The sequence below is a fragment of the Massilia sp. CFBP 13721 genome (assembly GCF_014842025.1).
Taxonomy (GTDB): domain Bacteria; phylum Pseudomonadota; class Gammaproteobacteria; order Burkholderiales; family Burkholderiaceae_D; genus Telluria.
Window position 1 is genome coordinate 328,614 of the sequence record NZ_JACYUY010000003.1, and the last position, 21,291, is coordinate 349,904.

The window sequence follows — 21,291 nt, forward strand, 5'->3', positions numbered from 1 at the left end:
CAATATCGACCCAGCTGTCAGGTCACTGTTAAGTGACTAACACAACACAATAGGAAGAATTAAAGATTTACTATCGGAGCGATAGCCTCCATCTCAAGGCCAGACAGTAGCGGAGGCGACCCATTTATCATGCGTTGTCCACCTCCATCCGCCACATCACCCGGTTCCTGCCGCTCTGTTTCGCCCGGTACAGCTGCACGTCCGCCGCCTCGAACATCGCCGCCGAGCTCTCGTGCCGCGACGGCTCGAGCGTGGCGCCGCCGATGCTGGCGGTGACGCAGGGCGCGACTGCCGAGCCGGCGTGGGCGATGTTCAGGTGCATGATCTCTTCGCGCAAGGCCTGGGCGATGCGCACCGCCTGGCCGGCATCGGTTTCCGGCATCAACAGCACCAGCTCTTCGCCGCCGTAGCGCGCGGCCAGGTCGGCCGGGCGGCGCATGTGGGCGCTGGCCAGGCGCGCGACGGCACGCAGCGCACGGTCGCCGGCCGGATGGCCATACAAATCGTTGAATTGCTTGAAGGAGTCGATGTCGAGCAGGGCCAGCGACAGCGGCTGGCCGCTGCGGCGCGCGCGCTGCCATTCGAGGTCGTAGACCTCGTCGAAGCGGCGCCGGTTGGCCAGTTCGGTGAGACCGTCGACGTGCGCCAGGTGTTCGAGCAGGCGGCGCTGGCGCACCAGCTGCAGGTGCAGCGCCACGCGCGCCAGCACCACCGTCGCGTTGTACGGCTTGGCGATGTAGTCGGACGCGCCCATCTTGAGGCCGGCCGCTTCGTCTTCGGGCCGGTTCAGGCCCGAAATGAAAATCACCGAGATGTGTTCGGTCTGGGGCGCCGCGCGCAGGCGCCGCAAGACGTCGAAGCCGCTCATGTCCGGCATCATGACGTCGAGCAGGATCAGGTCCGGCACGTGGCGGGTGGCGCGTTCCAGCGCCTGGGCGCCGTTCTTGGCCAGCAGTACCGTGTATTCGGGCTGCAGCAGTTCGCACAGCACGTCGCGGTTGATCGGGTCGTCGTCGGCGACCAGGACTTTCTGCGGTGCGGCGGGCGTCATGCGGTTTCCTCCAGGTTCAGGCCGAGCAGGCGTTCCAGCTGCGCCAGCGGCGCCAGGGCGGTCTCGTATTCGAGCTCGTCGACGGCGTGCGCAATTGCAGCCAGCGACGCGGCGTAGTCGGGCGCCGGCAGCAATTCCTGCAATTGTGCCAGCGTCTCGCGCGCACGGGCGTCGTCCGCCGCCAGGTGCGTGGCCAGCCGGGCGAGCAAGGCCGGCAGCGCATCGGACGACGGCGCCGCGGCGACGCCGGTCGCGGCCAGCGGCGCGATCCCTGCCAGGACCGTGTCCAGCACCCCAATCAAGGCCGGCGCCAGGGCGGCCGCCTGCGCCGCTTCGCCGGCGCGCAGGGCTGCTTCGACCTGGCGCGCGCTGGCGGCCAGCGCGTGCGCGCCGATATAGGCCGCGCTCGATTTGAGGTTGTGCGCCAGGCGCTCGAGCGGCGCATGGTCGCCCGCCGCCAGCGCCTCGGCCAGCTGGCGCGGCGCCGTGCGGTACTCGCGCTCGAAACCGCGCACCAGTTTTACCAGGCGCGCCTGCTCGTGATTCACGCGCGCCAGCGCAGCCTCCCAGTCCACGCCCGCCAGCGGCGGCAGCAGGACCGCATCGGCGCCGGCAGGCGCCGCCGCCGGCAGGTCCGCTCCCACACGGCCGGCCAGGCGCGCCGGGTCGATCCACGCCAGCAGGGTCCGGAACAGCACATCCGGATCGATCGGCTTGGCAATGTGGTCGTTCATGCCGGCCGCCAGGCTGCGTTCGCGGTCGCCCGCCATTGCATGCGCGGTCATGGCGACGATCGGCAGCGCCTGCAAACCCGCGATGGCGCGGATGCGGCGCGTCGCGGTAAGGCCATCGACTTCGCGCATCTGGATGTCCATCAGCACCAGGTCATAGCCGCCCTCCTGCACCATCTCGAGCGCTTCGCCGCCGTGGGCGGCGACGTCGACCTCGACCCGGGCCGCGGCCAGGAAGTCGAGCGCGACCTCCCGGTTGTTGGCGTTGTCCTCGACCAGCAGGATGCGCGCGCCGCGCAGGCGCGCCAGGTCGCGCGTGGCCAGTCCCACACGTTCCGCCGCCGCCCCCGGCGCGGCCAGTTCCGCGCCACCGTCGCCCTGCCCCAACTCCACGGTAAAGCTGAAGCTGCTGCCCACGCCAGGCGTGCTGGTGACGGCGATCGTGCCGCCCATCAGTTCGACCAGCTGCTTCGAGATCGACAGGCCCAGGCCGGTGCCGCCGTACTTGCGCGTGATCGAAGCGTCGCCCTGGCTGAACGACTGGAACAGGCGCGCCAGCTGGGCCGCGTCCATGCCGATGCCGGTGTCGCTGACGCAGAAGCGCAGGGTGACGCCGTCGGCGCCGCGGCCGGCGACGTCGACCGCCACGGCGATCTCGCCGCGCTCGGTGAACTTGACGGCATTGCCGGCCAGGTTGATCAGCACCTGGCCCAGGCGCAGCGGATCGCCCACCAGGCGCGCCGGCACGCCGGGGCCGACGCGGAACACGAGCGCCACGCGGCGCGCATCGCGTTTGACTGCGGTGAGGTTGGCCAGGCCGTCGAACAGGTCGTTCAGGTCGAACTCCACCTGTTCGAGCTTCAGCTGGCCGGCCTCGATCTTCGACACGTCGAGAATGTCGTTGATGATGCCGAGCAGGTGTTCGCCCGCCCCCAGGATCTTGCCGAGGTAGTTGCGCAGTTGCGGCGCCGGCTCGGCCATCAGGGCCAGGCGGCTCATGCCGATGATGGCGTTCATCGGCGTGCGGATCTCGTGGCTCATGTGGGCAAGGAAGTCCGTCTTCAGGCGCGTGGCCTCCTGCGCGCGCAGCATGGCCGCGCGGATTTCGCCCGTGCGCAGGCCGAGCACGCGCATGAAGATCACCATGTCGAGCGCGTTGGTGAACTGTAGCGCGTGCATGGTCCAGAAATTGGCATCGACCTGGCCGCCGATCATCTGGCTCAGCACCAGCGAGCCGGCGAAGCTGAGCGCCCAGCCCAGCAGCAGGTAGACGCCGACCCCGTCGCCCGCGCGCGCACGGCGCCAGGCGCCCGGCAGGCCGAGCAGCATCGGCATGATGCCGAGCGTGCTCACCACCGCCACCAGCTGGCCGACGTCGATCAGGCCGGCACCGAAGGCGAGCGCCGCGAGCGCGCACAGCGCGGCGCCGGTTTTCATCAGGCGGCTGAAGGTGCGGTCCATGCCGGGCCGCGCCAGCGCCTGCTCGACGAACAGGTAGGCGCCACATGAACCCATCAGCGCGAACAGGCCGCCGGCGTGGATGTTCATCCAGGCGTTCGCGCCCCACAGGTACTGGCTGCCGAGGCCGAAGAACTCGGCCGAAAACAGCGTGGTCCCGAGGATCATCAATGCGTACTTGGCGAACAGCGGCTCGCGCAGGCTCGCGGCCTGGGCCAGGCTGTAGAGCAGCAGGCACAGGGCCAGGCCAAGCAGCAAGCCTTGCAGCATCTGCTCGTCGGCGGCATCGGCGTGGTAGACGGCGGGCTGGGCGAGGCGGATCGGCAGCACCATGGCGCCGATGTTGTCGATGCGCAGATAGAGATCGTAGCGCTGCCCCGGCGCCAGGTCGAGCAGCATGGCCGGCGTGCGTACCCGCCGCCCAGCCTGCCCAACTTGCGCCGCCGGCTGCAGGTTGCCCGTCAGCGCGTGCTGGCGTACCTGGCCGTTCGCGACAACGAATAGCTCGACCTTGTTCAATACTGCATAGTCGATCCCGAGGATCCAGGTGGCCGTGGCATGGGCGGGGACGGTGACGGGAATGCGCAGCCAGACCGGTTCGTCCTGCACGCCGAGCGTCGCGTGGCTGGAGGTTGGTGCGGCAAAGCGCTGCGGCGCCGCCAGCACGGCATCGATGCCGAGTGTGCCGCCGGGGTCGGCCAGCATCGTCAGCGCGGGCCAGGCGTCGATGCTGCCGCTGCGCCCATCGAGCACCAGCGGCGCCGGCGCCGCAAAGGCGCGTGGCACGAGGACCAATAACAGAAACAGGAAGGCAACGGCCGCCCTCAGCATGGCGCCGCCTCGTGGCCGGCGCGCAGGGCGCGCTGCGGCCGGAAGCGGCGTTCGATGGCGTTCATCCAGCGCGGCGCCGCCGGGTCGGTATCCCAGTCGCGCACGGCGGCGTCGACCTGGCGCAGCAAGGCCTCGGGCAGGTCCAGAGGCCGCGCCGGATCAATCAGGTAGCGCCGCGCCAGGCGGTAGCCGAGGATGCGCGCGCCCAGGCGCCGCAGCGAAAGGCCGGGCGCCAGCAGCCGCGCCGGCGTATCGATGGCGCGCGCCGCGCCCATGGCGAGCGCGAACAGGATGCGCGAGGTGCGCCCTGCCCGCCCGTCCAGGCCCAGGGTCTGCATCGTGGCGGGACCGCACAGGCGGCGCGCCAGCAGCAGCGGCCAGGGTTTGCGGATGCGCGAACCGATGTCGTCCTGCAGCGCATCCATCAATTCGGCAGCCAGCGCCGGACGCGGATCGGCCAGGGTTCCATAGCGGACGACGCCAGGCGCCGCATAGCGCGCGCCGGCCAGCGCAGCGGCGTTTTGCTGCAGGCGCGCGAACAGCGCCTCCGCTTCCTTCATCGTCGCCGGCAGCAGGTGTTCTTCGATGCCGAGCAGGTGGCCCACCACGTTCCAGGCATGCAGCCAGGCGCCCTCTTCCTGGCGGTCCAGGCCTTGTCCCAGGCGGCGCAGGCTGCGCAGGAACACGTAGTGATGGGTCAGCAGCGCATACGCCAATTCTTCCTGGTTGCGCGGCAGTCCGTTGGCGCGCAGGTCCCAGCCGCGCGCGAACAGGGTGCGCCAGCGGTCGGCACCCTCGGGCCGCAGCGCGGGAATCGCGGCGCCGTGGGCCAGCGCCTCGGCCGGATCGCCGCGCACGACCAGGTGACGCGCGATGGCGTGCGCCAGGCGCAGTTTCAACACCTGCGTCACGCCGGCGCCGCTCGGATCGAGCAGGCCGCCGCCCAGCAGCACGGCGCACTGCAGACCTGCCGCCGCGCGCACCCGCTTGCCCAGGGGCTGCGCCAGCGGCTCGACCGCGACGTCGGCCTCGAGCAGGCTGGCGCAGGCCAGCAGCGCCGGCGCGAGCATGCCGATCCGTGCGAACACCGCTTCGGCGCAGCCGATCTTGCCCGGCTCGAACCACTGCGGCAATTGGCCCGCCTGGCGCAGGTAGTCGTGCAGCGCCTGCGCGATCGGCGCCGGCGTGGCGGCATCGGCCTGCCAGGCGGCGAGCGCGCCGTTGCTGTCCCAGCCGCCGAGTGCGCGCTGGGTGGCGGCGAGCGCGTCCCAGCGCGAGAGCGCGGGCGTACCGTCGTCCCAGGCGCCGAGGATACGTGCCACCGCCCTGTCGGCCAGCGGGTCGGCGCGCTGGCGCGGGTCGGCGGCGGAAGGCTCGATCAGGTCTGCGCTCATGCTGGTCTCTTAAAAGCGGTAGTCAAGCCGCAGCGCCACCGCGCGCGGTGCGCTCGGCACGGTCATGCCGAAACTGTCGATCGTCACCGGCTCGACCTTGTCTTCGAGGTTTTTCAGGCGCAGCAGCACGCTCCAGGGCGAGCCGAACGGCGCATAGCCCAGGCTGAGATCGGTCTCGGTGCGGCCCGGGACGCGGTAGCGCAGCAGCTGGCTCGGCACGCCGATGCTCCAGTCGCTGCCGGTACGGGTGAACGCGGCCGCTTTCAACACACCGTCGCGCAGCTGGAAGGCGTGCTCGTAGCCGAGCGTGAACACGGCGCGCGGCGCGCGGTCGAGTTTATAACCGGCCCAGGAATGCACGCCGTCCGGGCTGTAGGCCAGGTAGTGGGCGTCGGTCAGGGCCAGCGTATAACTCAGGCGTCCGTTCGCGACCGGTTTCAGCACGCCTTCGACTTCCAGGCCCTTGACGCTGGCCTCGCCGGCATTGCTTGTGACGAAGCGCGGCACGCCCTGCACCATCGCCACGCCCGATAATTGCAGGTTGTCGTAGGCATAGCGGTAGAGATTGACGTTCAGGCTGGCGCGGTTGGCCCAGAAACGGGTTTTCAGGCCGAGTTCGTACGCCGTCAGCGTCTCCGGTTGATAGACCAGGGTCGACGCGGGTACGCCGATCGCTGCAGGACAATCGACGCCGAGCGCGCGCGTGCCGCCCACGCAGCCATCGTTGAAGCCGCCCGACTTGTAGCCGGTCGAGATGCTGGCATACAGCAGGGTCGCCGGCGCCAGGTCGACGTCGACGCCGAGGCGCCAGTTGGTCTTGCCGGTTTCCAGTTCAGCGGCGTTCGGCATCGCGATATCGGTCGCCGGATTGAACTGCGGCGCCTGCTGCAGGTTGGTCGAGCCGTAGCGCGATTTGTGGTCTTCGGTGCGGCGCGCACCTGCTGTCAGGCGCAGGCGCCCGGTGGCGTGCCAGGTCAGCTGGCCAAACAGCGCGCGGCTGGTCGAGACCACGGGGTTCGATGGGAACACGTAGTACGGCGGCAGGCCGATGGGTTCGAGGTCACGGAAGCTGGCCAGTTGGTCCATCTCTTCGCGGAACCAGTACACGCCGCCCTGCGCCGAGAACGGCCCCTTGCCATTTGTGGCCAGGCGCAGTTCGTGCGAATCCTGGTCGTAGCGGGCGTCGAAGTCCTGGCGCACGCCGAGCGCGAAGCCGGGCATGATGCGGTAATAATAATTGACCAGGAAATCGTGGTCGAAGCGGCGCCGCGATCCCAGGTAGTGCAGCGTGGCCGGACCGAGATTCCAGGCCAGTTCGGCGCCGAGACCCGTGCTGGCGCGGCGGCTGTGGCCCTGCTCGGGCACGCTGTTGGGTGGAACGAACCCATTGGTCAGGCGCGCAGAGGTACCGGCATCGTAGGGCATCGGGGCGCCGTTTTCGATGCCGCTGTAAAAATTGGTGTCGGGGACGATGACGTCGTTGTTGTCGCGCTGGACCGTGCGGTCGAGGCGCAGCAGCAGCGAGGCCGACTGCCCAAGCGCGAATCTGGCCGACAGGCGGCCGGCGCTGGCGTCGCGGTCCTGGCCGAGCGTGTGCGGCGTGCCCTGGCCGTTCCGTAGCAGGCTGTCGCGGCGGTTTTCCGAGAGGGCAGCGCGCAGTGCGATGCCATCGCCTACCGGCACGTTGAGCATGGCCTCGACCTTGCGGTGGCCGTGGTTGCCGATCTCGGCGGCGGCGGCGCCTTCTAAGCGCCCTGTCGGCGCATGCGAGATCACGTTGACGACGCCGGCCGTGGTATTGCGGCCGTACAGGGTGCCTTGCGGACCGCGCAGCACTTCCACGCGCTCGACGTCGAGGAAGTCGCCGTTCTGGGCATGCGGACGTGCGATGTAGACGCCATCGAGCATGAAGGCGGCCGACGGCTCGCCCTTCTCGGTGGCGTCGGCGTTCGAGACGCCGCGGATCGTGATTTTCAGGCCGTCGGCGGCGCCGACGATGGCCACGCCCGGGATGCGCGTGCCGATGTCGGATGGACGCTCGATCCCGGCTTCGTCCAGCGCCCTGCCGCCAAGGACCGACATGGCAACCGGCGTTTTCGATTCCACGCTGCTGGTGCGTTGGGCGGTGACGAGCACTTCCTGGATTTCTGCAGACGTTTCTTGCGCGGCCGCAACGGTGCTCCAGACGATACTTGCGATGGCAACCGCCAACGACGTGCGGTTCGACCGAACCTGGCGGTTGGACATGCTTTCCCCTAGTTTTCAATTAGACAAAACCGCGCGCGACGCGGCTTCAGCCCTTTGTGTGCTTGGTAAATACAGACACATCTTGAATAGGCCTGAACTATAGGAGTCTAACAGTTCATGCTACTGGGCAATAGTCCCTTGAGAGGATTACGTGGACAGCTAACAACTGTTCAGCACGCTTGATATACATGTGGTAACGAATCCGCTGCATGCATGACGCAACAGGCTAGTCTCTTGCCCACGCCAGCGCCTGCGTATAAGCCGGGCTGTCCGAAACCGTGTTGTGTCCCGTCCCTGCGACCACCTTGTGCGTTGCTACGACCTTGGCAAAATGCGCCAGCAGGCGCGCCGTGCTGTGCGCCGGGATGACTTCGTCGTGTTCGGCCGCGATGATCAAGGTCGGCGCCGTGACCTGCGGCGCGTAGCGCACCGAGTCGTAGCGGTCGCGCAGCAGCAGGCGTACCAGAAAATACGGGAACTGGCTGGCGGCGAGCGACGCCAGGCTGTCGTAGGGCGTGACCAGCACCAGTTTATGCAGCGGGCGCTGGCTCGCCACTTGGACGGCAATGCCGGTGCCCAGGCTGCGGCCGACCAGGACGATCTCGCTGTGAGTGGCGGCGACGCGGTCGAACAGCAAGGAGGCGTCCGCTACCAACGCCGCTTCGGTTGGCTTGCCGCTGCTGCCGCTGTAGCCGCGGTAGTGCAGCAGGTAGAGGGCGTGTTCGGGAAAGGCGGCGTCCAGTTGCGGCAGGCTGAAGCTGGCGTCTTCGGCATTGCCGCCGAGGTAGATCAGGGCTTTGCTGCCGGTGCGGGGGCGTTCGGAGATTTTTACGAGGGCGCCGGGGACGGTCAGCGTTGTTACCTTCGGGGCCTGGATGGCAGCTTGCGGCGGAGGAAGTAGATGAGGGAGCGCTGGAGGAGGAACAGGGCGAGGCAGGCGGCGGTGTAGGCGACCAAGGCCAGCAGGAGGAGGATGCTGAGTGTTTTTTGCATCGGTGGCTCCGGCTGCTGTCGAACGCGTGGACGGGGGACCCGACCACCCTACGGGACTCTCAAGGCCTCAGCCGGCGCGGACCTTGGTCAGCAGCTTGGTCGTCGAGCGGTCGTGCTCGAAGTCGATGGCGACCGCCTGGCCGCCGTAGGCGAGCACTGCCTGGCCTTCGGGGATCGCGCTCATTTCGTAGTCGCCGCCTTTGGCGTATATCTCGGGCCGCGCTTCGAGCACCGTTTCCAGCGCGGTGTCTTCGTCGAAGTCGACCACCAGGCTGACCGACTCGAGCGCCGCCAGCACGGCCATGCGGTCGGCCAGCGTGTTCAGGGGCCGGTCATCACCCTTGCCCAGGCGCTTTACCGAGGCGTCGGTGTTCGCGGCCACCACCAGCGAGGCGCCCAGTGCGCGTGCCTGCGCCAGGTACGTCACGTGGCCGCGGTGCAGGATGTCGAACACGCCGTTGGTCAGCACGACGGGTTTCGGGAGGGCGGCGACGCGCGCCCGGAGCTCGGCGCGCGAGCAGATCTTGGATTCGAAATTCGGCATGGGATTCAATTTACTTTTCAGGGTCTTGCGGTTCTTCTTCCAGCATCATCGACAGCGGCGAGGCGGTGCCGGCGCCCTCGCCAGCTTCGCGCCGTTCGCCCGACAGCTTGATTTGCAGGCGCAGGCCGTTGGCCGAGTCGGCATTGCGGATCGCTTCGTCATAGCTGATGTGGCCATTGTTGTAGAGCTCGTACAGCGCCTGGTCGAAGGTGCACATGCCCAGTTCGCGCGACTTGTGCATGATCTCCTTGATGCTGTGAAAATTCCCCTTCAGGATCATCTCGCCGATGGTCGGAGTGTTCAGCAGGATTTCGATCGCCGCCTTGCGGCCCTTGCCATCCTCGGTGCGCACCAGGCGCTGCGAGACGATCGCGCGCAGGTTGGCCGATAAATCCATCAGCAGCTGGTTGCGGCGCTCTTCCGGGAAGAAGTTGATGATCCGGTCCATGGTCTGGTTGGCGTTGTTCGCGTGCAGCGTGCCCAGGCACAGGTGGCCGGTCTCGGCAAAGGCGATGGCGTGCTCCATCGTCTCGGTATCGCGGATCTCGCCGATCAGGATCACGTCCGGCGCCTGGCGCAGCGTGTTTTTCAGGGCGTTGTGCCAGGAATGGGTATCGACGCCGACTTCGCGGTGCGTGACCAGGCAGTTCTTGTTCTTGTGGACGTATTCGACCGGATCTTCCACCGTGATGATGTGGCCGGCCGAATTGCTGTTGCGGTAGTCGATCATCGCGGCCAGCGTGGTCGACTTGCCGGAACCGGTACCGCCGACCACCAGCACCAGCCCGCGCTTGGTCATGACGACGTCCTTCAGCACTTCGGGCAATTCGAGCTTTTCGAAATTCGGGATTTCCGAGGCGATGGTGCGCACCACCATGCTCACGCTTTGCTGCTGCACGAACACATTCACGCGGAAGCGGCAAACACCAGGGAGCGAGATCGCGAAATTGCATTCCATTTGCGCTTCGAACTCGGCGCGCTGGCGCTCGTTCATCAGCGACATGGCCAGCGCGCGCGTGACTTCGCCGCTCAGGCGCTGCTGGCTCATCGGTTTCATCGCGCCCTGGTGCTTCATGCTGGGCGGGAAATCGGCGGAAATGAACAGATCCGAGCCGCCCTGCTGGTGCATCACGGTCAGGAGTTTCTGGATATAGGCCAGGGCTTCGGCCGGGCCAAATGTGGAGGACATACGCGCCTTTCTGGACAGGCGGGAGATTTTATTCAGTGTCGATATCACCCGCGGGGCAATTATATCGACTAAGATTCTCGTTAAAATACTTTTCTCGGCTGACCACGCCGGGCCATGGCAGCTTTACTATTGCATCTATGCAATTCGACTGACCATCTTCCTATGACACTCACCGAGCTGAAATACATCGTCGCCGTCGCGCGTGCCAAACATTTCGGGCATGCCGCCGAATCCTGTTTCGTCGCCCAACCCACCCTGTCGGTCGCCATCAAGAAGCTCGAAGACGAGCTCGGCGTGACCCTGTTCGAACGCGGCGGCTCGGAAGTGTCGGTCACGCCGGTCGGCGCCCAGATCGTGGCGCAGGCCGAACGCGTGCTCGAGCAGACCGCCGCCATCAAGGAACTGGCGAAACAGAACAAGGACCCGCTGGCTGGCCCGCTGCGCCTGGGCGTGATCTACACGATCGGGCCGTATCTGCTGCCGCCGTTGGTGAAAAACCTGATCGACAACGTGCCGCAGATGCCGCTCGTGTTGCAGGAAAATTTTACGGTCAAGCTGCTGGAACTGCTGCGCCAGGGTGAGCTCGACGCCGCCATCATGGCCCTGCCCCTGCCCGACCACGGCATGATGATGCAAACCCTGTACGACGAACCCTTCGTCGTCGCCACCCCGCGCACCCACCCGTGGTCGCGCCGCCGCGAAATCCCGGCCGACGACCTGAAAGCGGAAACCATGCTGCTGCTGGGCAGCGGCCACTGCTTCCGCGACCAGGTGCTGGAAGTGTGCCCGGAAATGGCGCGCTTCTCGTCGCCGGGCAACGGCATGCAGCGCACCTTCGAGGGCTCGTCGCTGGAAACGATCCGCCACATGGTGGCCAGCGGCATCGGCCTGACGGTCTTGCCGCGCGCCTCGGTGCGCGACATGGACGATCCGCACGGGTTGCTGTCGTTCGTACCGTTCGCGGCGCCGGCGCCGTCGCGGCGCGTGGTGATCGTCTGGCGCAAGAGTTTTACGCGGCGCGCGGCGATCGAGGCGGTGTGCAATGCGGTGGCGCAGTGCGATTTGCCGGGGGTCGATATGCTGGCGCTCGATAAAGCCGCGTAACCTGCGACGTTTCTGGAGGGACGTAGGGTGGGCGGGTTTCCCGCCCACGCGTTCAACGCACGTTTGCATACTGCGACGTGTGCCACTGCTCAAGCGCCACTGAACGCGTGGGCGGGGGACCCGCCCACCCTACGTCCTGCTGCGCACGCTGCCTGCCCTTTCACAAACCCGGTAAAATCGCTGTCTTGCACACAATAATTCTTGCGCGACAAGAAGCGACTCATGAACAAGCTGGCGCTCTACTTCCGGCTGGTCCGCGCTGACAAGCCGATCGGCATCCTCCTCCTGCTCTGGCCCACCTTGTGGGCGCTGTGGATGGCCTCCGGCGGCCGTCCCGACCCGACCATCGTCGTCATCTTCGTACTCGGCACCGCGCTGATGCGCTCGGCCGGCTGCGCGATCAACGATTACGCCGACCGCGATTTCGACAAGCACGTCAAGCGCACCGTCGACCGCCCCCTTACCTCCTGCCGCATCAAGAGCTGGGAAGCGGTGATGGTGGCCGCCGTGCTGGCCATCGTCTCCTTCCTGCTGATCCTGCCGCTGAACACGCTGACCAAGCAGCTGTCCGTGCTGGCCGTGATCGTGGCCGGCACCTATCCGTATTTCAAGCGCTTCTTCGCGATTCCCCAGGCCTATCTCGGCATCGCCTTCGGCTTCGGCATTCCGATGGCGTTCGCGGCGGTGCAGGACCAGGTGCCGGCGGTGGCCTGGTGGCTGCTGGCGGCGAACGTGTTCTGGGCGGTGGCCTACGACACCGAATATGCGATGGTCGACCGCGACGACGATCTGAAGATCGGCATGCGCACCTCGGCCATTACCTTCGGCCGATTCGACGTCGCCGCGGTCATGCTGTGCTATGGCGTGGCGCTGGCGATCGACCTGGTCTGCGGCTGGCTGCTGGGCCTGCGCTGGTGGTTCGTCGGCGGCGTGGTGGTGGCGGCCGGTATCGCGCTATACCACTACACCCTGATCCGCGACCGCGACCGGATGCGCTGCTTTGCGGCATTCCGGCACAACAATTGGTTGGGTGCGGCACTATTTGCCGGTGTCGCGTTAGACTATGCATTCGGATAATATTGTCCGAATTGCACGACCTGAAGTACTGCTCTATTGCGGTGTAGACGCCGCATCACATTCACATGAAGAGGACCACCCCATGATGGAAAAAATCCCGACCCAGACCGGCGCCCGTGACCAACTGCTGGCCGACCTGAAGACCGTCATCCAGGACGCCGAAGCCTGGCTGCGCCACGGCAGCACGCTGACCGGCGACGAGCTCAAGAACGCGAAAGCCAAGTTCGAAGGCGCCATCGCCGGCGCCAAAGAGGGCCTGGCCAACCTGGAAGTCGTCGAAAAGTCGAAAGCCGCCGCCAAGGCCACGGATACCTACGTCAAGGACAATCCATGGAAAGCGGTCGGTATCGGCGCCGTGGCGGGTGTGCTGCTGGGGATGCTGATCAATCGTCGCTGATTGCGCCGACGTCCGTAGGGTGGACGGGTTCAACCACTGCTTGAAACCTCGCACCGCATCTTTGTTGGCGTGATGTGAACGCGTGGACGGCGCACCGGCCGCGTATTAACACAGGTTCGGGTCGAGCCGTCCACCCTACGCTGCACCAAACTCATCCCCCAGTTCGCGTCCACGCGCCGCCGCCGCCTTCATCGCGTCGACGATCGCCGCCTTGACGCCCGCCGCTTCCATGCTGGTGATCGCCGCATGCGTGGTCCCGCCCTTCGAGGTCACGCGCTGGCGTAATACTTCGAGCGGCTCGTCCGACTGCGCCGCCAGTTCGGTGGCGCCGGCAAAGGTGGCCAGTGCCAGCTGCTTGCCCTGCTCCGCGCTGAGTCCCATCTCGACCGCTGCCGCCTGCATCGCTTCGAGAAAATAAAAGACGTAGGCCGGCCCGCTGCCCGACACCGCCGTGACCGGATCGATCAGCGCTTCGTCGTCCAGCCACACGGTTTGTCCGACCGCGCGCAGCACACTGTCGGCCAGCGTGCGCTGTGCGTTGTTCACGCCGGCCAGCGCCACCAGCCCGGTCACGCCCATGCCGATCAGCGCCGGCGTGTTCGGCATCGCGCGCACGATGGCGCCGTAACCGCCCAGCCAGCGCGCCAAATCCGCGCCGCGGATGCCGGCCGCGATCGACAGCACCAGTGGCCCCTTGTCCAGGTGCGGCGCCAGCGCGTTCGCCACGTCGCGCATCTGCTGCGGCTTCACCGCCAGCACGATGGCGTCGGCATCGGCCACCGCGGCGTCGATGCTGCCGGTCGTGGACGCCCCATACTGCGCCGCCAATCGCTCCAGCGCTTCCGGGTTCGGATCGACCACGTGCACCTGCGTCGCTCCGCCCCCCTTGACCAAGCCGGCGATGAGCGCCGTCGCCATGTTGCCGCCGCCGATAAATGCGATCTTCATTGTTTCCTTTTAATCGTAATGGCGCGAACCGAAAATCGCGCTGCCGACGCGCACGATGGTCGCGCCTTCCAGGATCGCTGCTTCCATGTCGCCCGACATGCCCATCGACAGGGTGTCGATGTCCAGGCCATCGGCGCGCAGGCTGTCCGCCAGTGCGCGCAGTTTGCTGAACGCCGCGCGCTGCAGCGCCGGGTCGCTCTGGGCTTCGGGAATGGCCATCAGCCCGCGCAGGCGCAGGTTTGGCAAGCTGGCGACCTGGCGTGCCAGCGCCGGCAGTTCGACCGGCGTTGCGCCGCTCTTGGTGGCCTCGCCACTGATGTTCACCTGCAGGCAGATGTTCAGGGGTCCCATCTCGGGCAGGCGCTGCTCGGACAGGCGCTGGGCGATTTTCAGGCGCTCGACCGTGTGCACCCAGGCGAAACTGGTGGCGATCGGCCGCGTCTTGTTGCTCTGGATCGGGCCGATGAAATGCCACTCGATGTGCGCATCTGGTTGCGCGCGCGCCACGGCGGCAATCTTTTCGACACCTTCCTGCAGGTAGTTTTCGCCAAAGGCGCGCTGGCCGGCGGCGATGGCTTCGAGCACGGCTTCCATCGGGAAAGTCTTTGATACGGCAAGCAGCTGGACGCCCGAACGGGGCCGTTTGGCGGCCTCGGTGGCGGCAGTGATTGTCGCTTCGACAGCTTGCAAGTTGGCGGCGATTGTGGACATAATTGTTTTCTATGGGCAATATTCGAACAATGCGAGCGTGCACGTCGGCGCTGTGCCCTTCACAGCTCGGGAATTATAAATGGACATCTCAGAACTACTCGCCTTCTCGGTAAAGAACAAGGCTTCCGACCTGCACCTCTCGGCCGGCCTGCCGCCGATGATCCGCGTGCATGGCGACGTACGCCGCATCAACCTGCCGCCGCTCGAGCACAAGGACGTGCACGCCATGATCTATGACATCATGAACGACGGCCAGCGCAAGCAGTACGAAGAGATGCTCGAATGCGACTTCTCGTTCGCCATTCCCGGCCTGGCGCGCTTCCGCGTCAACGCATTCAACCAGGAGCGCGGCGCCGCCGCCGTGCTGCGTACGATTCCGTCGAAGATCCTGTCGCTGGAAGAACTGAACGCCCCAAAAATCTTCGGCGAACTGGCATTGAAGCCGCGCGGCCTGGTGCTGGTGACCGGTCCGACCGGCTCCGGCAAGTCGACCACGCTGGCCGCGATGATCAACCACCTGAACGAAACCGAGTACGGCCACATCCTGACGATCGAAGACCCGATCGAGTTCGTGCACGACTCGAAAAAATGCCTGATCAACCAGCGCGAAGTCGGCCCGCACACCCTCTCCTTCAGTAACTCGCTGCGCTCGGCGCTGCGCGAAGACCCGGACGCCATCCTGGTCGGCGAGCTGCGCGACCTCGAGACGATCCGTCTCGCTTTGTCCGCGGCCGAAACCGGCCACCTGGTGTTCGGCACCCTGCACACCTCGTCGGCGGCAAAGACCATCGACCGTATCGTCGACGTGTTCCCGGCCGAAGAAAAAGAGATGGTGCGCGCGATGCTGTCGGAGTCCTTGCAGGCGGTGATTTCGCAGACCCTGCTGAAAACCAAGGACGGTTCCGGCCGCGTGGCCGCGCACGAAATCATGCTCGGCACGCCGGCGATCCGCAACCTGATCCGCGAAGCCAAGATCGCGCAGATGTATTCGTCGATCCAGACCGGCAGCAACGTCGGCATGCAGACGCTGGACCAGAACCTGACCGAGCTGGTGCGCCGCAACGTGATCTCCAGCGCCGCCGCCCGCTCGGCCGCCAAAATCCCCGAAAACTTCCCAGGCTAAGTCATGGAACGCGACCAGGCCTCAAAATTCATGTTCGACCTGCTGCGCCTGATGGTCAGCAAGGGCGGCTCGGACCTGTTCATTACCGCCGGCTTCCCGCCCGCGATCAAGATCGACGGCCGCATGACGCCAGTCTCGAGCCAGCCGCTCACCGCCGCCCACACGGCCGACCTGGCGCGCTCGATCATGAACGACAAGCAGACCGCCGGCTTCGAGACCACGCGCGAAGCGAACTTCGCGATTAGCCCCGGCGACCTCGGACGCTTCCGGGTCTCGGCCTTTGTCCAGATGAGCAGCGTCGGCATGGTGCTGCGTACCATCACGACGCAGATCCCGAAGTTCGAAGACCTGGCCCTGCCCAATGTGCTGAAGGACGTGGTCATGTCCAAGCGCGGCCTGGTGATCATGGTCGGCGCCACCGGCTCCGGTAAATCGACGACGCTGGCGGCGATGGTCGGCTACCGCAACGAACACAGTTACGGCCACATCATCACGATCGAGGACCCGGTCGAATTCGTCCATCCGCACCGCAATTGCGTGATTACGCAGCGCGAAGTCGGCGTCGATACCGACAGCTTCGAGGCGGCGCTGAAGAATTCGCTGCGCCAGGCGCCGGATGTGATCCAGATCGGCGAGATCCGCGACCGCGAGACGATGGAACACGCGATCGCCTTTGCCGAAACCGGCCACCTGTGCCTCGCCACGCTGCACGCCAACAGCGCCAACCAGGCGCTGGATCGCATCATCAACTTCTTCCCCGAAGAGCGCCGCCAGCAATTGCTGATGGACCTGTCGCTGAATCTGCGCGGCCTGGTCTCCCAGCGCCTGGTGCCGAAAAAGGAAGACAAGGGCCGCGTGGTGGCGATGGAAATCATGCTCAATTCGCCGCTCATCTCCGACCTGATCTTCAAGGGCGAAGTCCACGAGATCAAGGAGATCATGAAGAAGTCGCGCGAGCTGGGCATGCAGACGTTTGACCAGGCGCTGTTCGACCTGTACGACGCCGACCGTATCTCTTACGAGGATGCGCTGCGCAATGCGGACTCGGTGAATGACCTGCGCCTGAATATCAAGTTGAACAGCAAGAATGCGAAGGATCGCGATTTTTCGAGCGGGACCGAGCATTTGGGGCTGGTGTAAGTCCCGGCACATGGTCGGACATGGCTACTCCAGCCACAGACCGCCGCGCACCGTAGGGTGGACTCCCGAGTCCACGCGTTACGTGTCGATACGCACTGCACCTTCATTTGCATGGCTGAGGTAGCAGACCGGGGTCGACATCGCCGCTGATCGGCTTGTAATGACGCGTGGGCACGAGTGCCCACGCTACGGTACGCCGCTACTAAAGGGGTAATCAAGCCATGCGCGGTGCCCCCTGCGGCAAATGCCGGTTGATCCACGCCGTCGTATCGGCCATTACCTCGTCCTTGCCGTAGTCGTTGAGCAGGTCGTGGTAATGCCCCTCGTAGAGCTTGAGTGTCTTGTCCTGTGAGCCGACGGTGTCGTAGAAAAACTGGCTGCCGGCCGGTACCGTGGCGCGGTCGACCGTGCCGTGCATGATGAAGACCGGCAGCGTAATCAGCGGGAATTCCTTTTCCAGGCGCTCGTCGGCGCGCACCAGGGCGGCGACGGTTTTCGCCGGCTGCACTTCGCTGGCGATCAGCGGGTCGCTGTTCAGGTTCTCGACCGCTTCCGGGTCGCGCGAAAAATCCTCGTTCTTGAGTTTCAGTACCCGCAGATGCGGCGCGACGTGGCTCAATCCCTTGATGAGCGCCAGGGCGATGTCCGGCGCCGGCACCTTGAAGGCAAAGCTCTCGCAGATGAGGCCATCGATGTCCGCCTGGTGTTCCAGCGTATAAACGCAGGAGACGACGCCGCCGGCGCTGTGGCCGAGCAGGAAGACCGGCAGGTCCGGCTCGCGTGACTTGGCCAGGGTGACCAAAGTATGCAGGTCGCTCACGTAGTCTTCGATATGATCCACGTAGAAGCGCTCGCCACTCGACTTGCCGCGTCCGCGCAGGTCCAGCGCATACACCGAAAAGCCGTTGGCGGTCAGTTGCCCCGCCGTCCAGCCATACTGGCCGCTGTGCGAATTGACGCCATGGCAGATGACGACCAGCGCGCGCGGTTGCTCGAGCGGATGCCAGCTGCGGATGAAGATCTCGTTGCCGTCCTTGCCGATGACGGTTTCCTCGTTTGGAAGCATGTCCATGACCACCCCCACTGGTAAGGCGCAGCCATCGGGAGCGACGACCGGCACCGTCCGAGATTAGGCGGTTTTCTGACGCATCTCGCCGACGCCAAGAATATCGTTTGATATAAAACAAAGAATGTTCATCGAAGCGAGACTTGCAGTCTTGGTATCATTCCGACATGAACGTTTTCGATTTCCACGCCACCGCCCTCGACGGCGCCCCCATCGACCTGGCACGCTACCGCGGCAAGGTGCTCCTGATCGTCAACACCGCCAGCGGCTGCGGCTTCACGCCCCAGTACGGGGGACTGGAAGCGCTGTACCGCCAGTTCCACGAGCGCGGCATGGAGGTGCTCGGTTTCCCGTGCAACCAGTTCCGCGGACAGGAACCCGGGACCGAGGCCGAGATCGGCGCCTTTTGCGATACGAACTACGGCATCACCTTCCCGCTGTTCGCCAAGATCGAGGTCAACGGCGCCGGTGCGCATCCTTTGTACCGCCACCTGAAAAGCGCAGCGCCGGGGCTGCTCGGCACGCGCGCCATTAAATGGAACTTCACCAAGTTCCTGGTCGGGCGCGATGGTGAAGTGGTGAAACGCTATGCGCCGCGCACGGAGCCGGAAGCGATCGTCGCCGATATCGAGCGCTTGCTGGCGCGCTGAGGCGCCATGAAAAAAGCCCGCGTGGACGCGGGCTCTTGCGGGGTGTTGCGAGAATTACTTGGTCTGGGCAGTGGTCGAGCCGTGCGCGCCATGGGTGTCGGCGTGTGCACCGGCCTGCACTTCAACAGGCGCCTTGACGTCCGCTTTCACTGCGGCTTTGCTGTCCTTGCTGCCGGCCTTGGTCTTGGTGTCCTTGGCGGCGGCTTTTGCCGCTTTGGTGTCTGCCTTGGTGGCTTCGCGGACGACCTTGCCGTCGGTTTTCGCACCTTCCTTCAGGTCCTTGTTCTCCACCAGGACGCCGGTTTTGGCGTCGGTCGCTTGCGTGGTCGAGGCGGCCGGGGTGGCGGTGGTTTGTGCGAAGGCAGCGGTAGCGAACAGGCCGGCGATCAGGGTGGCGGTGATTTTTTTCATGGTGCAGCTCCTTGGGTTAGGTCTGGAAAATGTTCGGTTGCTCTTTGTCTGTCAGTGCAGGTCTTGCATGTCACTGGCCTAGTAACGGGAGCCAGCAGAACGCTGTTGACAGGATTAACACTCCCTTACATTCGTGGCATTTGCTTACAAGTGCGGCAATGCCTGTTGCCTTATCTAGTCTTTAGAAGTGCTATTCTGGCAATCCTACCTTTCGACTCCTGAACATGTCGCGCTCATCGCTTGCAACCGCCCTCTTCCTGTTGTTCGCCAACTTGTCCCAGCAGGCGTTTGCCGCGCGCGTACTCGACGAGGGCAGCATCGACATCGATGGCGAGCCCCGCCGCTACTATCATTTGCACGATGAGGGCGCGCCGGCGGACAGTCCCGTGATCGTCCTGATCGACGGCTCGGGCTGCGGCAAGTTCGGTCCGCGCCTGCCCGGTTTTTTTGACCAGTACGAAGGCAGCCTGCACGTGTACTTCCTCGAAAAGCCGCACGTCGCGCCCGATGCGGGCGCGCAGCCGCAGCACTGCCCGGACGCATTCGAACGCGCCGACCGCCGCGAGCGGCGCGTGGCCGACATCGTCCAGTTCATCGACCGCGAACCGCGCCTGAAAGCGGCCGGCGCGCGCTCGCTTGGCTTGCTCGGCTTTTCCGAAGGCGGCGCGGTGGCGCCGCAGGTGGCGGCGAAAAGCCGCACGGTCGGACGCCTCGCCGTGATCGGCGCCGGCGGCATGCGCCAGAGCGACGAGTTCCTGCTGTTCGCCGCACGCGGCGTACAGCCGTATGCGCAGTTGGCGGCGAACCGCCCGTTGGCCGACACGTTTGCCGACATCGGGGCGCATCCGGCTGCGCTCGACAAACACTTCTTCGGGCACCCGTATGCCTACTGGAGTTCACACCTGTTCCAGGACCCGCTCCCCACCTACGCCCAACTGGAGATCCCGATCGTGGCGGCGATGGGAGAGCAGGACGAGAGCGTGCCGATCGAATCGGGGCGCCGTTTGCAGGGATTTTTTGCGGCACGCCCGCAGGCCGACTTCCGGTTTTTCGAGTTTCTTGGTGCAAACCACGGGCTGGCGGCGCCGGACAAACCGTCTCTGAAACCCTTCATTGCGCGCTTGGTCCGCTGGTTCAAGGGCGAGCCGGATGCCTTTGCCGGCCTGGCGCCGCGCCAGCCATGAACCTGCACCGCCTCGACCTGGTGTCGCTCTCGCTGTTCGCCCTGGTGGTGCGCACCGGCAGCATCAGCAAGGGGGCGGCACTGGCCAACCTCGCGGTAGGCGCCGCCAGCCGGCGCATCTCGGACCTGGAAACCATGACCGGGACGGTGCTGCTGGCGCGCCACTCGCGCGGGGTCAGCCTGACAGTCGCCGGCGAGGCGCTGCACCGCCACGCGCAGCGGATATTGAGCGACGTCGACCTGCTCGCGGCCGACTTGTCCGATTACGCGTCCGGCCTGGTCGGCGTGGTGCGCCTGTGGGCGAATACCTCGGCCGTCACCCAGTTCCTGCCGCACGACCTTGCCGCCTTCAGCGCAGCCAATCCCGGCATCCGGATCGAGCTCGAAGAAGGCGACAGCCGCGAAATCGTGGTGGCGGTGCTCGACGGCCGGGCCGACCTGGGCATCTTTGCCGACCGCACGCCCGCGCACGGCCTCGACCTGGTGCACTACCGCGATGACCGCCTGAGCCTGGTCGTGCCGCGCGCGCACGCCTTGGCCGGCAAACGCCGCCTGAGCTTCAAGGAAGTGCTCGACTACGACTTCGTCAGCCTCGCCGCCGGCACCTCGCTGGCGCAGCGGCTGCAGGCCGAGACCGAGGCGCTGGGACGCAACCTCAAACTGCGCATCCGCGTGCGCAGCTTCGACGCCATGTGCAAGATGGTGGCCGCCGGCATGGGCGTTGCCGTGCTGCCGTCCGGAGCCGTGCAGGAACTGGTGCGCTCGCTCGACCTGCGCCAGATCGCGCTGGATGACGCCTGGGCCGAGCGCAGCCTGCTGATCGGGCTGCGCGACGCCAGGGCCGTGTCGCGGCATGTGCGCTCCCTGCTGGAGCATCTGGAGCGACCTCCAGCCGAGCATTTGTAGGGTGGGCGCCCTTGTGCCCACGCGTTACGTTCGTCTCCCGCATACGTGGCGTTGATCACGCGTTGAACGCGTGGGCACAGGGTGAAGTGACCCCACAAAGTTGGACAGTTGCGCTTATGCTGCTGCCAATTGCTGAG

The 21,291-nt window shown here is 65.8% G+C and carries 20 protein-coding genes; 8 read left to right on the forward strand and 12 right to left on the reverse strand.

The genetic code is table 11. The features are described 5' to 3' along the window. Positions 1 to 127 precede the first annotated feature (127 nt). The 8 genes from IFT60_RS04580 to IFT60_RS04610 all read right to left on the reverse strand — a co-directional run bounded on the left by IFT60_RS04580 (position 128) and on the right by IFT60_RS04610 (position 10,438). Positions 128 to 1,051, reverse strand: coding sequence for a diguanylate cyclase (locus IFT60_RS04580; RefSeq protein WP_192049939.1), 924 nt, complete (start codon positions 1,049 to 1,051; stop codon positions 128 to 130). Continuing rightward, on the reverse strand, positions 1,048 to 4,071 hold the full coding sequence (locus tag IFT60_RS04585; RefSeq protein ID WP_192049941.1) for a hybrid sensor histidine kinase/response regulator family protein: 3,024 nt from the start codon (positions 4,069 to 4,071) through the stop codon (positions 1,048 to 1,050). The genes IFT60_RS04580 and IFT60_RS04585 overlap by 4 nt, the downstream gene beginning before the upstream one ends. Then, positions 4,065 to 5,465 carry an oxygenase MpaB family protein gene (locus tag IFT60_RS04590; RefSeq protein ID WP_192049943.1) on the reverse strand — a complete coding sequence of 467 codons (1,401 nt, stop codon included), beginning with the start codon at positions 5,463 to 5,465 and terminating at the stop codon, positions 4,065 to 4,067. The genes IFT60_RS04585 and IFT60_RS04590 overlap by 7 nt, the downstream gene beginning before the upstream one ends. A gap of 9 nt (positions 5,466 to 5,474) precedes the next feature. Next, positions 5,475 to 7,712: a TonB-dependent receptor gene (locus IFT60_RS04595; protein ID WP_192049945.1), complete on the reverse strand. Its 2,238-nt coding sequence runs from the start codon at positions 7,710 to 7,712 to the stop codon at positions 5,475 to 5,477. A gap of 226 nt (positions 7,713 to 7,938) precedes the next feature. Next, the gene (locus tag IFT60_RS26425; RefSeq protein ID WP_229510681.1) at positions 7,939 to 8,349 is read right to left on the reverse strand and encodes an alpha/beta hydrolase; all 411 of its coding nucleotides are present in this window, start codon (positions 8,347 to 8,349) and stop codon (positions 7,939 to 7,941) included. A 221-nt stretch (positions 8,350 to 8,570) separates the two neighbouring features. Further along, complete coding sequence (locus IFT60_RS26760; RefSeq protein ID WP_267874563.1) at positions 8,571 to 8,705, reverse strand: hypothetical protein; 135 nt, start codon at positions 8,703 to 8,705, stop codon at positions 8,571 to 8,573. Between the two features lie 67 nt (positions 8,706 to 8,772). Further along, the gene (locus IFT60_RS04605) at positions 8,773 to 9,249 is read right to left on the reverse strand and encodes an adenylyltransferase/cytidyltransferase family protein (protein WP_192049947.1); all 477 of its coding nucleotides are present in this window, start codon (positions 9,247 to 9,249) and stop codon (positions 8,773 to 8,775) included. A gap of 10 nt (positions 9,250 to 9,259) precedes the next feature. Next, complete coding sequence (locus IFT60_RS04610; RefSeq protein ID WP_192049949.1) at positions 9,260 to 10,438, reverse strand: PilT/PilU family type 4a pilus ATPase; 1,179 nt, start codon at positions 10,436 to 10,438, stop codon at positions 9,260 to 9,262. A gap of 162 nt (positions 10,439 to 10,600) precedes the next feature. Here IFT60_RS04610 and IFT60_RS04615 point away from each other — a divergent pair, with 162 nt between their 5' ends. From IFT60_RS04615 to IFT60_RS04625, 3 genes are all read left to right on the forward strand, one after another. Continuing rightward, complete coding sequence (locus IFT60_RS04615; protein WP_192049951.1) at positions 10,601 to 11,542, forward strand: hydrogen peroxide-inducible genes activator; 942 nt, start codon at positions 10,601 to 10,603, stop codon at positions 11,540 to 11,542. A gap of 222 nt (positions 11,543 to 11,764) precedes the next feature. Further along, positions 11,765 to 12,619 (forward strand): 4-hydroxybenzoate octaprenyltransferase, encoded by an 855-nt coding sequence (gene ubiA, locus IFT60_RS04620; RefSeq protein WP_192049953.1) that lies wholly within the window; start codon positions 11,765 to 11,767, stop codon positions 12,617 to 12,619. Between the two features lie 82 nt (positions 12,620 to 12,701). Continuing rightward, positions 12,702 to 13,016: an ElaB/YgaM/YqjD family protein gene (locus IFT60_RS04625; RefSeq protein ID WP_192049955.1), complete on the forward strand. Its 315-nt coding sequence runs from the start codon at positions 12,702 to 12,704 to the stop codon at positions 13,014 to 13,016. A 135-nt stretch (positions 13,017 to 13,151) separates the two neighbouring features. Here the strand turns inward: IFT60_RS04625 and proC are convergent, their stop codons facing one another. Both proC and IFT60_RS04635 read right to left on the reverse strand, forming a co-directional pair. Next, positions 13,152 to 13,964, reverse strand: coding sequence for a pyrroline-5-carboxylate reductase (proC, locus tag IFT60_RS04630; RefSeq protein WP_192049956.1), 813 nt, complete (start codon positions 13,962 to 13,964; stop codon positions 13,152 to 13,154). A 9-nt stretch (positions 13,965 to 13,973) separates the two neighbouring features. Next, positions 13,974 to 14,675 carry a YggS family pyridoxal phosphate-dependent enzyme gene (locus IFT60_RS04635; protein ID WP_192049958.1) on the reverse strand — a complete coding sequence of 234 codons (702 nt, stop codon included), beginning with the start codon at positions 14,673 to 14,675 and terminating at the stop codon, positions 13,974 to 13,976. 79 nt (positions 14,676 to 14,754) lie between these two features. Here IFT60_RS04635 and IFT60_RS04640 point away from each other — a divergent pair, with 79 nt between their 5' ends. Together IFT60_RS04640 and IFT60_RS04645 are read left to right on the forward strand one after the other, a co-directional pair. Next, positions 14,755 to 15,798 (forward strand): type IV pilus twitching motility protein PilT, encoded by a 1,044-nt coding sequence (locus IFT60_RS04640; protein WP_192049960.1) that lies wholly within the window; start codon positions 14,755 to 14,757, stop codon positions 15,796 to 15,798. A gap of 3 nt (positions 15,799 to 15,801) precedes the next feature. Next, positions 15,802 to 16,938 carry a PilT/PilU family type 4a pilus ATPase gene (locus IFT60_RS04645; protein WP_192049962.1) on the forward strand — a complete coding sequence of 379 codons (1,137 nt, stop codon included), beginning with the start codon at positions 15,802 to 15,804 and terminating at the stop codon, positions 16,936 to 16,938. A 214-nt stretch (positions 16,939 to 17,152) separates the two neighbouring features. Here IFT60_RS04645 and IFT60_RS04650 read toward each other — a convergent pair whose 3' ends face one another. After that, positions 17,153 to 18,010 (reverse strand): alpha/beta hydrolase, encoded by an 858-nt coding sequence (locus IFT60_RS04650; RefSeq protein WP_192049964.1) that lies wholly within the window; start codon positions 18,008 to 18,010, stop codon positions 17,153 to 17,155. A gap of 161 nt (positions 18,011 to 18,171) precedes the next feature. On the opposite strand from IFT60_RS04650, the gene IFT60_RS04655 reads away from it, so the two are divergent. Further along, complete coding sequence (locus IFT60_RS04655; RefSeq protein WP_192049965.1) at positions 18,172 to 18,654, forward strand: glutathione peroxidase; 483 nt, start codon at positions 18,172 to 18,174, stop codon at positions 18,652 to 18,654. 54 nt (positions 18,655 to 18,708) lie between these two features. Here IFT60_RS04655 and IFT60_RS04660 read toward each other — a convergent pair whose 3' ends face one another. After that, a complete protein-coding gene (locus IFT60_RS04660) occupies positions 18,709 to 19,065 on the reverse strand; it encodes a hypothetical protein (protein WP_192050013.1) in 357 nt (118 codons plus the stop codon). 224 nt (positions 19,066 to 19,289) lie between these two features. Here IFT60_RS04660 and IFT60_RS04665 point away from each other — a divergent pair, with 224 nt between their 5' ends. After that, the gene (locus tag IFT60_RS04665) at positions 19,290 to 20,249 is read left to right on the forward strand and encodes an alpha/beta hydrolase family protein (protein WP_192049967.1); all 960 of its coding nucleotides are present in this window, start codon (positions 19,290 to 19,292) and stop codon (positions 20,247 to 20,249) included. Continuing rightward, on the forward strand, positions 20,246 to 21,154 hold the full coding sequence (locus tag IFT60_RS04670; protein ID WP_192049969.1) for a LysR substrate-binding domain-containing protein: 909 nt from the start codon (positions 20,246 to 20,248) through the stop codon (positions 21,152 to 21,154). The genes IFT60_RS04665 and IFT60_RS04670 overlap by 4 nt, the downstream gene beginning before the upstream one ends. The last annotated feature ends 137 nt before the right edge of the window (positions 21,155 to 21,291 follow it).